At 71.5% G+C, this 15,634-nt stretch carries 12 protein-coding genes; 7 read left to right on the top strand and 5 right to left on the bottom strand.

Going from position 1 to position 15,634, the window contains the following annotated elements:
• Nucleotides 1–153: 153 nt before the first annotated feature.
• From ABZX61_RS29415 to ABZX61_RS29400, 4 genes are all read right to left on the bottom strand, one after another.
• On the bottom strand, nucleotides 154–1,287 hold the full coding sequence (locus ABZX61_RS29415; RefSeq protein WP_355199440.1) for a hypothetical protein: 1,134 nt from the start codon (nucleotides 1,285–1,287) through the stop codon (nucleotides 154–156).
• A gap of 330 nt (nucleotides 1,288–1,617) precedes the next feature.
• Complete coding sequence (locus ABZX61_RS29410; RefSeq protein WP_355199439.1) at nucleotides 1,618–4,125, bottom strand: Tex family protein; 2,508 nt, start codon at nucleotides 4,123–4,125, stop codon at nucleotides 1,618–1,620.
• Nucleotides 4,126–4,152: 27 nt separating this feature from the next.
• Nucleotides 4,153–5,316 carry an amidohydrolase gene (locus ABZX61_RS29405; protein WP_355199438.1) on the bottom strand — a complete coding sequence of 388 codons (1,164 nt, stop codon included), beginning with the start codon at nucleotides 5,314–5,316 and terminating at the stop codon, nucleotides 4,153–4,155.
• A 156-nt stretch (nucleotides 5,317–5,472) separates the two neighbouring features.
• Nucleotides 5,473–5,697 (bottom strand): hypothetical protein, encoded by a 225-nt coding sequence (locus ABZX61_RS29400; protein ID WP_355199437.1) that lies wholly within the window; start codon nucleotides 5,695–5,697, stop codon nucleotides 5,473–5,475.
• A 418-nt stretch (nucleotides 5,698–6,115) separates the two neighbouring features.
• Between ABZX61_RS29400 and ABZX61_RS29395 the strand changes: the two genes are divergently transcribed.
• A complete protein-coding gene (locus tag ABZX61_RS29395) occupies nucleotides 6,116–8,113 on the top strand; it encodes a zinc ribbon domain-containing protein (RefSeq protein ID WP_355199436.1) in 1,998 nt (665 codons plus the stop codon).
• Between the two features lie 23 nt (nucleotides 8,114–8,136).
• Here the strand turns inward: ABZX61_RS29395 and ABZX61_RS29390 are convergent, their stop codons facing one another.
• A complete protein-coding gene (locus ABZX61_RS29390; RefSeq protein ID WP_355199435.1) occupies nucleotides 8,137–8,571 on the bottom strand; it encodes an RpiB/LacA/LacB family sugar-phosphate isomerase in 435 nt (144 codons plus the stop codon).
• Nucleotides 8,572–8,677: 106 nt separating this feature from the next.
• On the opposite strand from ABZX61_RS29390, the gene ABZX61_RS29385 reads away from it, so the two are divergent.
• The 6 genes from ABZX61_RS29385 to ABZX61_RS29360 are packed head-to-tail and all read left to right on the top strand — an operon-like array spanning nucleotide 8,678 to nucleotide 15,634.
• A complete protein-coding gene (locus ABZX61_RS29385; RefSeq protein WP_355199434.1) occupies nucleotides 8,678–9,748 on the top strand; it encodes a DUF917 domain-containing protein in 1,071 nt (356 codons plus the stop codon).
• Nucleotides 9,741–11,315: a hydantoinase/oxoprolinase family protein gene (locus ABZX61_RS29380; RefSeq protein ID WP_355199433.1), complete on the top strand. Its 1,575-nt coding sequence runs from the start codon at nucleotides 9,741–9,743 to the stop codon at nucleotides 11,313–11,315. Before ABZX61_RS29385 ends, ABZX61_RS29380 begins: the two co-directional genes overlap by 8 nt.
• Before the next feature lie 23 nt (nucleotides 11,316–11,338).
• The gene (locus ABZX61_RS29375) at nucleotides 11,339–12,964 is read left to right on the top strand and encodes an ABC transporter substrate-binding protein (protein WP_355199432.1); all 1,626 of its coding nucleotides are present in this window, start codon (nucleotides 11,339–11,341) and stop codon (nucleotides 12,962–12,964) included.
• Between the two features lie 2 nt (nucleotides 12,965–12,966).
• Nucleotides 12,967–13,983 carry an ABC transporter permease gene (locus ABZX61_RS29370; protein WP_355199431.1) on the top strand — a complete coding sequence of 339 codons (1,017 nt, stop codon included), beginning with the start codon at nucleotides 12,967–12,969 and terminating at the stop codon, nucleotides 13,981–13,983.
• Nucleotides 13,980–14,834, top strand: a complete 855-nt coding sequence (locus ABZX61_RS29365; RefSeq protein WP_355199430.1) for an ABC transporter permease — start codon at nucleotides 13,980–13,982, stop codon at nucleotides 14,832–14,834. The genes ABZX61_RS29370 and ABZX61_RS29365 overlap by 4 nt, the downstream gene beginning before the upstream one ends.
• Nucleotides 14,831–15,634 carry an ABC transporter ATP-binding protein gene (locus ABZX61_RS29360; RefSeq protein ID WP_355199429.1) on the top strand — a complete coding sequence of 268 codons (804 nt, stop codon included), beginning with the start codon at nucleotides 14,831–14,833 and terminating at the stop codon, nucleotides 15,632–15,634. The genes ABZX61_RS29365 and ABZX61_RS29360 overlap by 4 nt, the downstream gene beginning before the upstream one ends.

The raw sequence follows: 15,634 nt of genomic DNA, 5'->3' as shown, positions 1-15,634 counted from the left end.
ATACGGCGGCGCACTCGTGGGCGTACCGGGACGCCGGCCTGCCTCTGGGGGCACCGGAAGGCTGGCGCACCTCCGGGGACACCGGAACGCCCGCATACCTCCTGGGAGGCACCGGAACGCCGGCGAACCTCTGGGGGCATCGGGACGCCGGCGTCAGAGGCGGTTCTTGGCGATGCGCTTGCCGAGGCTCGCCAAGGACTCGTCGGCCATGAGGGCGGGCAGCCGCGGCGCGTCCGCCTCGACCTGGGCGAGCACCGCGGGATGTGCTCCGCAGAACCGGCTCCAGGCCCGCACCACCTCCGGCATCGCCGCGATCTCCGCATCCGACAGGATGGCCTCCCTGGGCAACCAGGACGTCAGGAACTGGGTGACCCGCGCCGGGCTCCACCACAGAGGACGATCGCCCACGAACTCGGCAAGCTTCTCGAACGCCTCCCGCGCCCCGGGCAGGTCCGGCAGCTCGCGGAACCGGCTCACGGTGTCGTCGGGCGCCGGACGTACGAGATCGGGCACCGCGCGGGCCCTGGAGAGCGCGACCGGCCGCACGGCGGGCAGCGTGTCGGCGACCAGCGCCCCCATGATCCTGTCACCCAGCTCGAACGCGTCCAGCACCCGCCCCGCGACCGCGCCCGGCTCCGCGGCCCGCAGGCCCAGGTCGTCGAGGAACTTCACCTCCTCGACCACCGCGTCCACCGCCAGACCGCCGTTCACCTGGTCGATGGCTACGACGAGGAGGTGCGGCTCCTTGCCGTTCTCGTACCGGAACGACAGGGCCGCGAGGGCCTGCTCACCGTACGGGTCCGCCTTGCCGTACCAGCCGCCCTCACACGCCACCCGCCCCATCCGCCGCACCCACCCGGGCAGCGTCTCCACGACGCCGTCAGCGGCCCTCACGTACACGCTCGCCGCCGCCTGGCCCTGAGACTCCGCCCCACCCCGAGCGCCCGCTCCGGACCCCGAGCCCACATCGGCCACAGGACCTTCGCCGGACGCGGGCCGTGTATCGGATGGGAGGGGTGTATCGGATACGGGTCCTGCATCGGACGCGAATTGCGCGTCGGACGCTGGGCGTGCCTCGGCGGCCGGGTCGACCGCCGCCAGGGCCGCGAGCGCGAGCCGCGCCTCCGTCCTGCCGTCCTTGGACAGTTGCCGCAGGAAGGGGTCTACCTGGTCCGGCTCGAGATCGGCGGCGAGCCGCGCCGCCCACAGCTCGGTCCTCAGCGGCGAGCACCATCGGAGGAGGTCGCGGGCCTGGGCGATCGCTGTGCTGAAGGCTGTCGTGCTCACACTTCGACCGTATCGCCCCGGCCGGCCCTCAGCGCGCGTCGGCACACTGCCCGGTCGCCCGGCCCAGGTCATCGACGCGCGCCGCACACGGCACCTCCACGCGAACGCCCCAGGTGGCCGCATCAGCGGTCCGCGTGCGGGGGCGATGTCCGGCGGGTGTGCGAGGCGGCGAGTCAGCTGCGCCGACGGGAGGACGGTGGGGTGGCGCGTCCGTGGCCCCTTGCACGGGTGGTGGGTGTGTCGGCTGCGTCGGAGGGGTGTTGGGGGTGGGACACCGTGGCCCCTCGCGCGGAGTGGTTCCGCGGAGGGGCCCGGTGGGTTGGTGGTGGGTTAGTCGGTGAGGCCCGCCTTGCGGAGGGCTTCGGCCATGGCGCCGGAGGGGGCCGGGCGGTCCTGGCGGCGCTGGCCGCCGCGCTGGCCGTCTCCGCGACCGCGCTGGTCGCCTCCGCCGCCTCCGCCGCGACGGCCGCCGTCCCCACGGCCGCCGTCTCCCCGGCCGCGCTGGTCGTCGCCGCGGCCCTGGGTGCGGTCGCGCTGGCCGCCGTTGCCCTTCCCGTCGCCGCGCCCGCCGTCACCGCGTGCACCGTCGCCACGTGCACCGTCTCTGCGGCCGCCTTCGCCGCGACCCCCGTCACCGCGGTTGCCCTCTCCGCGGCCGCCGCCTCGGCGGGAGCCGTCGCCCGGGGACTGGGCGGGGGTCTCGTCGTCCAGTCGCAGGGTCAGGGAGATGCGCTTGCGGGGGATGTCGACGTCGAGGACCTTGACGCGGACGATGTCGCCGGGCTTGGCCACGTCACGCGGGTCCTTGACGAAGGTTCGCGACATGGCCGAGACGTGGACCAGGCCGTCCTGGTGGACGCCGATGTCCACGAAGGCGCCGAAGGCGGCGACGTTGGTGACCACGCCCTCCAGGATCATGCCCGAGGACAGGTCGGAGAGCTTCTCGACGCCCTCCTTGAAGACGGCGGTCTTGAAGGCGGGACGCGGGTCGCGGCCGGGCTTCTCCAGCTCGCGCAGGATGTCGGTGACCGTCGGCAGGCCGAACGTCTCGTCGGTGAAGGTCTCGGGCTTCATCGAGCGCAGGGCCGCGGTGTTGCCGATCAGCGACTTGAGGTCGGTCTTGGCCGAGGTGAGGATCCGGCGGACCACCGGGTAGGCCTCCGGGTGCACGCTCGACACGTCGAGCGGGTCGTCGCCCTCGCGGATGCGCAGGAAGCCCGCGCACTGCTCGAACGCCTTGGGCCCGAGCCGGGGCACCTGCTTGAGCGCGGCGCGCGTACGGAAGGGGCCGTTGGAGTCGCGGTGGCGGACGATGCTCTCGGCCAGCGTGGAGCCGATGCCGGACACGCGCGTGAGCAGGGGCGCCGAGGCGGTGTTGACGTCGACCCCGACGGCGTTGACGCAGTCTTCGACCACCGCGTCGAGCGAGCGGGAGAGCTTGGACTCGGCCAGGTCGTGCTGATATTGGCCGACACCGATGGACTTGGGGTCGATCTTGACCAGCTCGGCCAGCGGGTCCTGGAGCCGGCGGGCGATCGAGACCGCGCCGCGCAGGGACACGTCGAGCTCGGGCAGCTCCTGCGACGCGTACGGCGAGGCCGAGTAGACCGAGGCCCCGGCCTCGGAGACGACGATCTTGGTGATCGACGGCATGTGCTTGACCAGGTCACCGGCCAGCTTGTCGGTCTCGCGGGAGGCGGTGCCGTTGCCGATGGCGATCAGCTCGACCCCGTGGCGCTGCGCGAGCGCGCCCAGGACGGCCAGCGACTGGTCCCACTGCCGCTTGGGCTCGTGGGGGTAGATGGTCGCGGTCTCGACGACCTTGCCCGTGGCGTCGACCACGGCGACCTTGACCCCCGTACGCAGACCGGGGTCGAGGCCCATGGTCGCCCGGCTCCCGGCGGGGGCGGCGAGCAGCAGGTCGCGCAGGTTGGTCGCGAAGACCCGCACCGCCTCGTCCTCGGCCGCCTGCCACAGCCGCATCCGCAGGTCGATGCCGAGGTGCACGAGGATGCGGGTGCGCCAGGCCCAGCGCACGGTCTCGCCCAGCCACTTGTCGGCCGGCCGCCCCTGGTCGGAGACGCCGAACCGGGACGCGATGCGCATCTCGTATTCGGGGCTGTCGTCCGGCTCCAGCGCGACCGACAGCACCTCCTCCTTCTCGCCCCTGAACATCGCCAGGATCCGGTGCGAGGGCAGCTTCGTGAACGGCTCGCCGAACTCGAAGTAGTCGGAGAACTTGGCCCCCGCCTCCTCCTTGCCCTCGCGGACCTTCGACACGAGCTGCCCGCGGCTCCAGAGCTGCTCGCGCAGGCCGCCGATCAGGTCGGCGTCCTCGGCGAACCGCTCGATCAGGATCGCCCTGGCCCCCTCCAGCGCCGCGCCCGCGTCGGCCACGCCCTCGGTGACGAAGCCCTCGGCCGTGGCGGCGGGGTCGAGCGTCGGGTCGCCGAGCAGCTGGTCGGCCAGCGGCTCCAGGCCGAGCTCGCGGGCGATCTGCGCCTTGGTGCGCCGCTTGGGTTTGTACGGCAGATAGATGTCCTCGAGCCGGGCCTTGGTCTCGGCCGCCATGATCTGCTCGCGCAGCTCGTCGTCGAGCTTGCCCTGAGACTCGATCGACTCAAGGATCGCCGCCCGCCGCTCCTCCAGCTCGCGCAGGTAGCGCAGGCGCTCTTCGAGCGTGCGCAGCTGCGCGTCGTCGAGGGTGCCGGTGACCTCTTTGCGGTATCGCGCGATGAACGGCACGGTGGCGCCGCCGTCGAGCAGCTCGACGGCCGCCTGCACCTGGCCGTCGCGTACGCCCAGCTCTGCCGCGATCCGCTGGTGAATAGAGAGCACTTGCCTGCCTTTCGATGGTCCCGCCGGTCAATTGTGCAGGACGACGCCGTCTTTCATGACCAGAGTGCGCGCAGGGTGAACGACCACGGCCTCCGCCGCGCCCCCGCACGGCACCACGACCAGGTCTGCCCGGTCGCCCGGGGACAGGCCGTACGATTCCAGCCCGAGCGCGCGGGCGCCGCCGTAGGTGGCGGCCTCCAGCGCCAGCTCGATGTCCTCGTCCCTGCGGAACGTGCTGCGGTAGGCGACGTGCATCGCCCGCTCCAGCATGTCGCCGCTGCCGTAGGGCCCCCACAGGTCGCGGATGCCGTCGTGGCCGCAGGCGACGGTGACGCCCGCGGCCCGCAGCTTCTTGATCGGCGGCACGGGGAAGCTGTAGACGGCCGCGGTCGCGATGGCGATGCCCGCCTCGGCGAACCCCTGGACCAGGCGGTCCTGGTAGGCGTCGTCGAGCTGGCCGAGCGCGTACGCGTGGCTGACCGTCACCCGGCCGCCCAGCCCCAGCGCCCTGGTGCGCTCGGTGATGAGCTCGAGCTCCCACCCGCCGAGCGACCCGCCGTCGTGCAGATGGAGGTCGAGGTGGGCGCCGTAGCGCTCGGCCAGGCCGAAGACCAGGTCGAGGTGGCGTACGGGGTCGCGGTCGATGCCCGCCGGGTCGAGGCCGCCGACCGCCTCCACGCCGTTCTTCAGCGCCTCTTCGAGCAGCTCGGCCGTGCCGGGGTTGATCAGCACGCCGTGCTGGGGGAAGGCCACCTGCCGAACGTCGACGGGGGAGGAGGCGGCCGCTTCGAGCACGGCCTCCACGCCCCGCAGCCCCACCTGGGGGTCGATGTCGGTGTGGGTGCGGACGTGGGCCGTGCCCGCCGCGCTCATGCGCGCCAGCAGCGCGCCGATCCGCTCGGCGCTCGGCACGCCCAGCTCCGCGCGGCGGCCGAGATCGTTTCCGATGCGCCCGGCCAGCGTGTCGTCGGCCGAGTGGGGCACCCACGGGCCGCCGTAGAGGGTCTTGTCGAGGTGACAGTGCGCCTCGACGAGACCGGGCAGCACGAGCTGCCCGGTGATGTCGACGATCCGGGCGCCCGGCGCCTCGACGCCTGGGGCGACGAGGTGGATCCGGCCGTCACGGACGAGGATGTCGGCGGGGGCGTCACGCCCCCAGGGGTGCCCGCCGCGGAGCAGCACGTCGGTCATGGCAAGCACCCTAAACGGCGATGCCGACGATTTCCGCCTCCCGGCCGGGATCGGCCGAGACTGGTCACGTTCACGGGCGGCGCCGCGCGAAAGATCTCGCCGTTTCTCGGCCGCGACCGGGCGCGTCAAGTCACGGCCAGTCACGGACGGTCGCGCTCAGTCGCGGCGGGCCGCGAAAAGCTCCACGTGGTAGCAGTATCGGCAGCGGTAGGCGTCGATCTCCCACTTCGGCCGGCCCATCAGCTTGGCGCCGCCGAAGATCCCGCGCTCCAGCGCGCCCTCGACCCATCTGGCGAAGCCCGGAGAGTTCTCGCCCGAGTCTCGGATGAACCCGGCCTCGAGCCCCTCCTCACCGCAGTGCGTACAGTGCAAGTTCGACATGCCGGTACAGAGTATGGACTGCTCTTCATATTCGCTACGAAAGTCTCAACATCTGACCTGATCTCGTAGTTGCGCTCTTCGGGTTGGCGGCGAGGGCCAGGCCCCGGTCAGGATCACCCTGTCAGGCCGGCGCTTGGTGATGCGCCCGTCGGCCTGGTCGTCCCGCGATGTCACCGGGCCTTCACGCCCGCGTCGCGCCGGGCGGCGACTGTGTCCCGATAGGTGAAGTGGGCATCTTGTCGCTCACGCGTTCTATCCGACAGGCGCACTTGTTGTAGTCTTGCGGGCACTGACGGTGAAAGTCTGAGCGGGAGGGGTGCGGGCATGCGGGCGTGCCGGTCATTGAGCATGACCGGATGGCGTACGATCCCAGCACTGTTGGCAGGCCCGGCCCGCCTCGAGGCGGGCCGGTGCAGGGATGAGTAGGCTCACCGCGACCGCGACCTGCACCGCCCACGGCGCGATCGTGGAGGTGGCCGGCCAGGTCGTCCCGCAGGCGCTGCTGGCCCAGCGGGTGGCATGGTTGGCCGGCCTGGCGCGGGACCTGACCGCCCGCCTGATCGCCGCTCGATGGACTGCAGCGGATCTGGATGCGCTGGCGTCCGGAGTCGGACTGGATGGGCGGGCATTGCCGGCCAAGGGCTGGGTGGCCCTGCGGAGGCTGGCCTGGGGCGTGACTCCGGCTTCGGGCCAACATGTGTGTGATCGGGTAGCGCGGTGCGCTCAAGAGCAGGCGGCCCGTCTGCTGCGGCTGGCGCAGCATCGCCGCGCGCTGGTGGCGGCGATCGTGGCGACCTGGCCGCAGCACCCGGGCAAGCGGACCGACGCCGAATGGCAGGCGCTGCGGGCGCTGCTGTCGGACAGAGTGAGCGCGGCGGAGATCCGCAACCGCACCCGGCAGATCCGCGCCTACCTCGACCGGCATCACGTGTTGCCAGCCGACCTGACAGACTTGGAGGAAGCTCCGGCCAGTGCGACGCAGATAGTGTTGGCCGCCGCTGACCGGCAACTGGCCACCCTGGAGCGCGTCGGCGAGCTCGGCGCCCGGTTGCGAGTGAAGCTGCCGCTGGTTGCCTGTCCCGCCTCCGGGAGGGATTGGGCATGGCACGTGCTGCCGATCGCCCTGCCCCCGACCGTCCCTGCAGAGGCGACGTTATGCACCCCCACTCTGCGCGTGGCCAAGGGCCGGGTGCGCGTTGATCTGCCGTTCCAGAGCCCGATCGGCTTCGCGCCCGCGGCCGGTCATGTGATCGGGTGCGGCTTCGACTGGGGGCTGAACACCCTGCTCACCGGCACGGTCGGGCGTCTGATGGCCAAGGGCAGGGTCGTCTCGGATGGGCGGCCGTTGGCCTACGACGCCAGCGGCGTGTCGGCCAAGCTGCACCGGCTGCGGGCCGAGCGTGAGCACCTAGCCGCCAAGAAGACCCACCAGGAACGGCTCCTGGTCGGCATGACCGTCGCCGATACCCGCTTCGCCGCGCTGAGTACGGCGCACGAGGCCATCAGGGCAGAGCACGAGCGGGTGTGCGCGAAGATCCGGCATGTGAACAAGACGCTGGCCTGGTCAGCGGCCCGCTGGGCGCTCGATCAGGCCCTCGCCTCCGGAGCGACGGTCATCTACCTGGAAGACCTGGCCACCCTGGAAGCACGCGGGCGCCGGGGACGTGCCAACGCGCGCCTGTCTGGGCAGGTGCGCGGGCAGGTCGTGGCAGCGATCCGGCATCTGGCGGCCAAGCACGCGATCGCCGTGGTCACCGTCCCGGCCCGTGGCACGTCCAAGTATTGCCCCCGCTGTGGCCAAGGCACCTCGACCCTCACCCATTGCCCGGCTCCCGACCGGCGCACCGAGCGGGGCTGGGCGTGGGCGTCCTGTCCGGCCTGTGGCCTGTCGTGTAACCGGGACTGGGCCGCGGCCGAACGCATCCTCGCGCGCGGCCTGCTCGGCCAGCAGGCGACCCGCACCGACCGCGCCACCGGCGTCCGTACCATCCTCGCGGTGGTGGAGGGCAACCTGGCCCGAGCCCGCCGACCCCGCAAGGCGACCCGGGCCGCCCGCCGTGCCCGCCGCACCCGAACCGATTTGCACCCCCGCCTGGCAGCGCGGGACCGATCCAAGAACCGGCCCACCCCGAAACGGCCCACCCGCACCGCAAACAACTCCATGACTTCCAGCCGTGTGCCCGACCGGCGCACGGTGCCCGCCCCCGTCCCCGGCACGTCCAGGGCGGGACAGCGTCCGGCGGGCCAAGCACCCCAGGCGACCCGCCCACCAGCGGGACGTACAGGGCTTGTACGCGATCCTCAACACCGGACCGGCTTCCACCGCGTCGCGGCCACCCCCGTACTGTCCCTGGGACACTACGCAGACGGCCCGCCACGGCCACGCCCGACCGATTTGCCAGAAATATTCAGGTAAACACAGAGAATCGCAGACGCTAGTCAGATCTCGTCCAGGTGGGAGATGTTCGCCACGTCGGCGGACTCGGCGCTCGGCCGTCCCGCCAGCCAGGCGTCGAGGATCTCGTCGAGCACCACCTCGGACGTGAGCCGCAGGCTGAGCGCCAGCACGTTGGCGTCGTTCCACTTCCTGGCCCCGTCGGCCGTGTAGGCGTCCACGCACAGCGCCGCGCGGATCCCGGGCACCTTGTTCGCCGCGATCGAGGCGCCCGTGCCGGTCCAGCAGCAGACCACCGCCTGGTCGGCCCGCCCCTCGCGCACGTCGCGGGCGGCCAGCTCGGAGGCCCACGCCCAGTCGTCGCGCTCCTCCTCGCTGAGCGCGCCGTGGGTGACCACCTCGTGTCCCCGCCTGCGCAGCTCCGACACGACCCGCTCGGCCACCCCGTCCTTGCTGTCGGCGGCCACCGAAATCCGCATGTGCCCTCCCGTTCCGACCTCAGATGTATCAAGGGCCGCGGCCCAGGCGCCAGCACATGCCCTGGACTGGCTAAATGAGATGAAGTGTGCTTGGTTGTGTCGCCATATGAATATTGACGAGAGCGATATTCCGGCGCTCGCCCGCGGGTGCGCCGTCCTGGGCACCGGGGGCGGTGGTGACGTGCGTACCGGATCGCTGGCGGCGATCGGGGCCGTCCGCGAGTACGGCGAGGTCCCGCTGATCGGCCTGGACGAGCTGGACGACGACGCGCTGATCGTGCCGCTGTCGGGCATCGGGGCTCCGACCGTGAGCCACGAGATGATCCACAGCGCGGACGAGCCCAAGCGCATCGCCGAGGAGATCGAACGCCTCTTCGGCCGTTCGCCGAGCGCGATCATGTCCTCCGAGATCGGCGGCTCCAACGGGGTCGCGCCCGTCGCCTGGGCCGCCCGGCTCGGCCTGCCGCTGCTCGACGCCGACGGCATGGGGCGGGCGTTCCCCGAGGTCCAGATGGTGTCGATGTACGTGGCGGGGCTGCCGGCCGACCTGGTGATCATGTCTGACATCGTCGGGAACGTGGTGACCATCCGCCCGGTCGACGGCCTCTGGTCGGAACGGCTGGCCAGGGCGGTCTGCGTGGCCGCGGGCTCGTCCGCGCTGATGGCCGACTACGTGCTCACCACCGTACGGGCCAGAGGCGCGGTCATCGAGGGCACGGTGACCCGCGCCATCGAGATCGGCAGGGCCACGGAGGGCGCGGCGGACCCACTCGGCGCGCTCCAGGGGAGCCTGGGCGCCGCCCGGCTGATCACCGGCAAGCTGACGGACGTGGAGCGGCGCACCACGGGCGGGTTCGTCCGGGGGACGGCCACGATCGAGGGCACCGGTGAGGACCGGGGCCGCCGCCTCACCCTGGAGCTGCAGAACGAGAACCTCGTCGCCCTGGAGGACGGCCGGGTGCGGGCCATCGTGCCCGACCTCATCACCGTCGTGGACACCGAGACGGCCGCCGCCGTCCAGACCGAGGGGCTCAGGTACGGCCAGCGCGTCACGGTGCTCGCCTGGCCGTGCGACCCGCTCTGGCGCACCCCCAAGGGCCTGGAGACGGCCGGGCCGCGGGCGTTCGGCTACGACCTGGACTACGTTCCCGTCGAGGAGCTGACGGCGCATGGCTGACCTGCGGGTGGGGATCGACGTCGGCGGCACGAACACGGACGCGGTGGTGCTCGACGCCGACGGCTGCGTGATTGCCAAGGCCAAGCGGCCGACCACCCCCGACGTGACGGAAGGGCTGCGGGCCGCCCTGGACGCGGTGCTCGGCGAGCTAGGGAATGAGCAGGACCGGATCGGCCGGGTCATGCTCGGCACCACGCACGCGACCAACGCCCTCCTCGAGCGGCGCAACCTCGGCCGCGTCGCCGTGCTGCGGCTCGGCGCGCCCGCCACCACCTCCGTCCCGCCGCTGTCCGGCTGGCCCGGCGACCTGCGCGCGGCCGTCTCGGCGGGGGAGGCGATCGTGCCCGGCGGCCACTACGTGGACGGCCGCGAGATCGGCCGGCCGGGGCTCGACGCCGTGCGCCGCTTCCTGGACGGCCTGGAGGCCGACGCCGTGGCGGTCACCGGCGTGTTCAGCCCGGCCAGCGGCGATCATGAGCGCGTCGTCGAGGAGCTGATCAAGGCCGAGTACGGCCTGCCGGTCTCGGTGAGCCACGAGATCGGCTCGCTCGGGCTGCTGGAGCGCGAGAACGCCACCGTGCTCAACGCCGCCCTGTACGGCGTCGCCGCCCACGTGACGGAGGCCCTGGTCACCGCGCTGGCCGAACGGGGCCTGGGCGCGAAGCCGTACCTGGCGCAGAACGACGGCACGCTCATGACGCTGGAGCACGCAGCCCGGCTGCCGGTCTCCACGATCGGCTCGGGTCCGGCGAACTCCCTGCGCGGCGCCGCGTACCTGTCGGGGGTGGCGGACGCGATCGTGGTGGACGTCGGCGGCACCTCCACCGATCTCGGCGTGCTGGTGGGCGGCTTCCCGAGGGAGTCGGCGGCGGCGGTCGAGATCGGCGGGGTGCTGACCAACTTCCGCATGCCCGACATCCTGGCCATCGCGCTCGGCGGCGGCACGGTCGTCCGCAATCCGGGCATCGGCCCCGACTCGGTGGGTTACCGGATCGTCAGGGAGGCGCTCGTGTTCGGCGGCTCCACGGTGACGATGACCGACGCGGCGGTGGCGGCGGGCCGGACCCCGGACGAGGCGGCCGGGTGGCGCGAGCGCCTCGAGGCCGCCGTCCGGGCGCGCGACTCGGGTGACATGTCGGAAAGAATGGCAGACACCCTGCAAAGAGCGGTGGCCGTCGCGGACGAGATGATCATCGACGCGGTGGACCGGATGGCGCTCGGCAAAACGGACAGACCCCTGGTCGCGGTGGGTGGCGGGGCCTTCCTGCTGCCCGACGCCATCCCCGGCGCGAGCCGGGTCGTCCGTCCCGAGCACGCCGAAGTGGCCAACGCCGTGGGCGCCGCCATCGCACTCGCGAGTGGCAGAGTGGATACGATCTTGCCTGCGGGAGATAGCCGGTCAAAAGCGATCGAAAGGGCCAAAGAGGAGGCGGCGGCGCGAGCCGTCGCGGCGGGGGCGGATCCCTCCGGCGTAGAGATCGTGGACCTCCTCGAGGTGCCGCTGAGCTACCTCTCCGAGCCCGCCGTGCGGGTACACGTCAAAGCAGCCGGACCTCTCGCCCGGTGACAGATCGAAAGGATCCCCCCTCCATGCGCTGGCACAAGCGTCTGCTCGTCGCCGGGGTCACCGGTGTCCTGGCCTTGACCGCATCCGCGTGCGCGGGCGGTCAGGTGCGCGGGGCCGGCGGAACCCCCAAGCCGGCCGAGAGCAGCGGCAGCAGCCAACCGGCGGCCTCCCCGGCCGCGCAGGCCAACGACAGCACGTTCGTGTACGTGCCGAACCTCGACGTGGTCACCGACTGGGACCCCGCGACCTCGTATTCCAACGAGATTGTCGCCATGCAGAACATCTACGAGGGCCTGACCTGGTACAACTCCCAGGAGAAGAAGGCCGAGCCGCGCCTGGCCACCGAGTGGACCTCGGCGAACGAGGGCAAGGAGTGGACGTTCAAGCTGCGGCAGGGCGTCAAGTTCCACTCCGGCGCCGCGCTCGACGCCGAGGCCGCCAAGAAGGCCATCGAGCGGACGATCGAGAAGAAGGGCGGCGCCGCCTACATCTGGGACGCGGTCAAGACGATCGACGCGGTGGACGCGTCCACGCTGAAGTTCACGCTCAAGTACGCCACCCCGCTCGACCTCGTGGCCTCCTCCGGCTACGCGGCCTACATCTACGACGTGAACGCCGTGGACAAGGACGGCAAGTCGGACGCCGGCACCGGCCCGTACACGATCGGCTCCTGGCAGAAGGGCAAGGAGACCGAGCTCACGCTGAAGGCGTACGAGGGCTACTGGGGCGGCTGGAAGCCGGAGCAGTACAAGAAGGTCGCCTATCGCGTCACCCCCGAGATCACCACGGCCTGGCAGCTGCTGCAGAAGGGCGAGGTCAACTTCGTCCAGCGGCTGAACCCGCAGCTCTTCCAGCAGGCCGGGACGACCCCGAACGTGCAGACCTCCGCCTCGCCGTCGTTCCAGAACCTGCTGGTGCTGTTCAACACCGCGAGCGGGCCCGCGAAGGACGTCAGGGTCCGGCAGGCCCTGCAGTACGCGATCGACTACGACGGCCTGGTGGCGGCGCTGAAGGGCTCCGGCCAGAAGGCCAACGGCCTGGTGCCGCAGGGCCTGCTCGGCCACGCCAACGACATGGAGCCCAAGCAGGACCTCGCCAAGGCGCAGGCGCTGCTCGCCGAGGCCGGCTACGGCCCGGACAACCCCGAGCTCAAGCTCACCATGACCTACGCGCAGGGCGACGACGACCAGAAGCTGCTGGTCACGCTGCTCAGCTCGGCGCTGAAGGGCATGAACGTGACGCTGCAGGCCAAGCCCATGACCTGGAGCGCGCAGTGGGACCTGGGCAAGAAGCAGGGCCAGGACATCTTCGTCATGTACTGGTACCCGGACTATCCGGACGCCTACTCCTGGTACGTCAACGTGTTCAAGAGCGCCGACAAGCCGCAGTTCAACCTGTCGTACCTGAAGGACTCCGCCATCGACACGGAGATCGACGCGCTGCCGCAGCTCACGGCCACTGACCAGCTCAAGGCCGACCAGGCGTACAAGGACCTGCAGAAGAAGATCATCCAGGACCAGGCGGCGGTGGCCGTGCCGTACGTGCAGACCTACCAGCGCGCGCTGACGTCCGACGTCGAGGGATACGTGGACAACCCCGCCTATCCGAACGTGGTCTTCTTCTACGACCTCAAGAAGCGCGCAAGCTGACGATGTCGCGTTATCTGACCCGCCGGCTCGGCCAGGCCCTCCTGGTCGTGTCCGGCGTGGTCGTGCTCACGTTCGTCGTGATGCGGCTGGTGCCGGGGGATCCGGCGGTCGCGTTCGCCGGGCCGAAGGCCACGCCCGAGGAGCTCGCGGCGGCGCGCGCGCGGTTCGGGCTCGACGACCCGATCCCCGTGCAGCTCCTCAACTACGTGCGCGACCTGCTCACCGGCGACTGGGGCGTCAGCCTGCGCACCCGGCAACCGGTGCTCGACGACCTCTACGTGGCGTTCCCCGCCTCGCTGGAGCTGGTCGGCACGGCCCTGCTCATCGCGGTCGTCGTGGGCATTCCGGTCGGAGTGCTCGCCGCCCGCTATAAGGCGAAATTTCCGGATCTGGGGGTTCGGGTTGGCAGCATGCTGGCCGTCTCCGTCCCCGTCTTCTGGCTGGCCCTGGCCCTCCAGACGGTCTTCGCCAGCAACCTCGGCTGGTTCCCGATCGCGGGCGAGTACGACTCCTCGCTCGACACCACCAGCCCGCTCACCCTCTGGACGAACATCACGATCGTCGACGCCCTCATCACCGGCAACTGGCCCATCTTCACCAGCACGCTCCAGCACCTGGTGCTGCCCGCGCTGGTCGTGGCCGCCTACCCCACGGGCGTGATCGCCCAGATGACCAGGGCGGCGCTCATCGAGGAGTCCGGCCAGGACCACACCAAGCTGGAGCGCGCGCTCGGCTTCGGCGAGACGTCCATCCTGACCAGGTTCGCCCTCAGGCCCGCCCTGAACCCGGTCCTGTCGCTGATCGCCCTGGTCTTCGCGTACGCGATCGTCAACGGCTTCCTCGTCGAGGCGGTCTTCAACTGGCCCGGCCTGGGCCGCTACGCCGCCGAGTCGATCAAGTCGCTGGACACCCCGGCCATCGCGGGGGTCACGCTCCTGGTGGCCCTGGTGTACGTGCTGGCCAACCTGGTCGTGGACATCCTCCAGGGCTTTGTCGACCCGCGAGCGAGGGCCCGATGACGAGCGTCGAGGCGCCGCTGCGGCGCACCTTCCTGCCCAGGATCCCCGACCGGTTCGCCGCGTTCGGGGCGGTGCTCATCGTGCTGGTCGTCCTGGCCGCGATCCTGGCGCCGTGGCTCGCGCCGTACCCGGTGGACCAGGTCAAGCCGCTGGAGAACCTGCAGCCGCCGAGCGCCGCGCACTGGTTCGGCACCGACCAGGTCGGCCGCGACGTGCTCACCAGAGTCCTGTACGGCGGCCGCACCTCCCTGTTCATCGCCGTGGCCGTGCTGGCCGTGTCGGCGGTGATCGGGGTCACGCTCGGCGTGGTCGCCGGGTACGCGGGCGGCTGGATCAGGGACGTGATCATGCGGATCACGGACATCTTCCTGGCCTTCCCCGCGCTGCTGCTCTCCCTGGCCCTGGCCGTGGTGCTCCAGCCCAGCGTGAACACGGTCATCCTGGCCATCGCCGTGACCTGGTGGCCCTGGTACACCCGGCTGGCGGCCTCCGTGGCGGCCTCGATCGCCACCCGCAGCTACGTGGACGCCGCCCGGTGCCTCGGCGTGCCCGCGCCGCTGATCATCCTCAGGCACGTCCTCCCGAACTCGCTCACGCCCGTCCTGGTCCAGCTCTCGCTCGACGCGGGCGGCGTGATCCTGACCTCGGCGGCGCTGTCGTACCTGGGGCTGGGTGCGCAGGAGCCGACGGCGGAGTGGGGGCTCATGGTGCAGCAGGGGCAGACGCTCTTCACCACGAACTGGTGGGTGGTCACGTTCCCCGGCCTGGCGATCCTGGTGACGGCGTTCGCGTTCAACGTCCTGGGTGAGGGGCTGCGCAACGCGCTCGATCCGCGAAGGGCGGTCAGATGATCGAGGTGCGCGACCTCCGGGTGCGCTACGGCGGGCGCGTCGTGGCCGACGTGCCGGAGCTGGACGTGCGCGAGGGCGAGTGCGTCGCGATCGTGGGGGAGAGCGGCTCGGGCAAGTCGACCACGCTGATGTCGCTGCTGGGCCTCACCCCAGATGCCGAAATTTCAGGTCGTGTACGGGTGTGCGGCGTCGATGTGCTCACGGCGCCACCCCGCAGGCTCCGCGAGATCCGGGGCGCCAGGGTGGCACTCGTGATGCAGTCGCCGCAGGCGGCCCTCAGCCCGGCCACCCGCCTCGGCGTCCTGATGCGCCGCGCCCTCAAGCTCCACGGCGTCGGCAGGTCCGCGGGCCCACGCCCCGGCCCGAAGGACAGCACCCCTCCACAACCCGCAGCCGGGAAGGGAGGGCTGGAGGAGATCATGGGAGAGGCAGTGGAAGCGGTCATGCTCGACCGCGAGATCCTGCGCCGCTACCCCCACGAGATCTCCGGCGGTCAGGCCCAGCGTTTCGCGATCGCGCTGGCCATCGCCCTGGGCGCCGAGGTGATCCTCGCCGACGAGCCCACGAGCGCGCTGGACGTGACCGTGCAGGCCGAGGTGGTCGGCGTCCTGCGCAGGCTGCGGGAGGAGCGGGGGCTGGCGCTCCTGCTCGTCTCCCACGACCTGGCCCTGGTCTCGACGATCGCCGACCGGGTGCTGGTCATGAAGGACGGCGCGGTGGTGGAGTCGGGGCCGGCCGCGCGGGTGCTGGCCGAGCCGTCCCATCCGTACACGCGCGAGCTGCTGGAGGCGCTGCCGTGA

The sequence above is a fragment of the Nonomuraea sp. NPDC003709 genome (genome assembly GCF_040610775.1).
GTDB lineage: Bacteria > Actinomycetota > Actinomycetes > Streptosporangiales > Streptosporangiaceae > Nonomuraea > Nonomuraea angiospora_A.
Note: the sequence above shows the minus strand (reverse complement) of the source record. Positions and strands in the feature narration are given on the sequence as shown.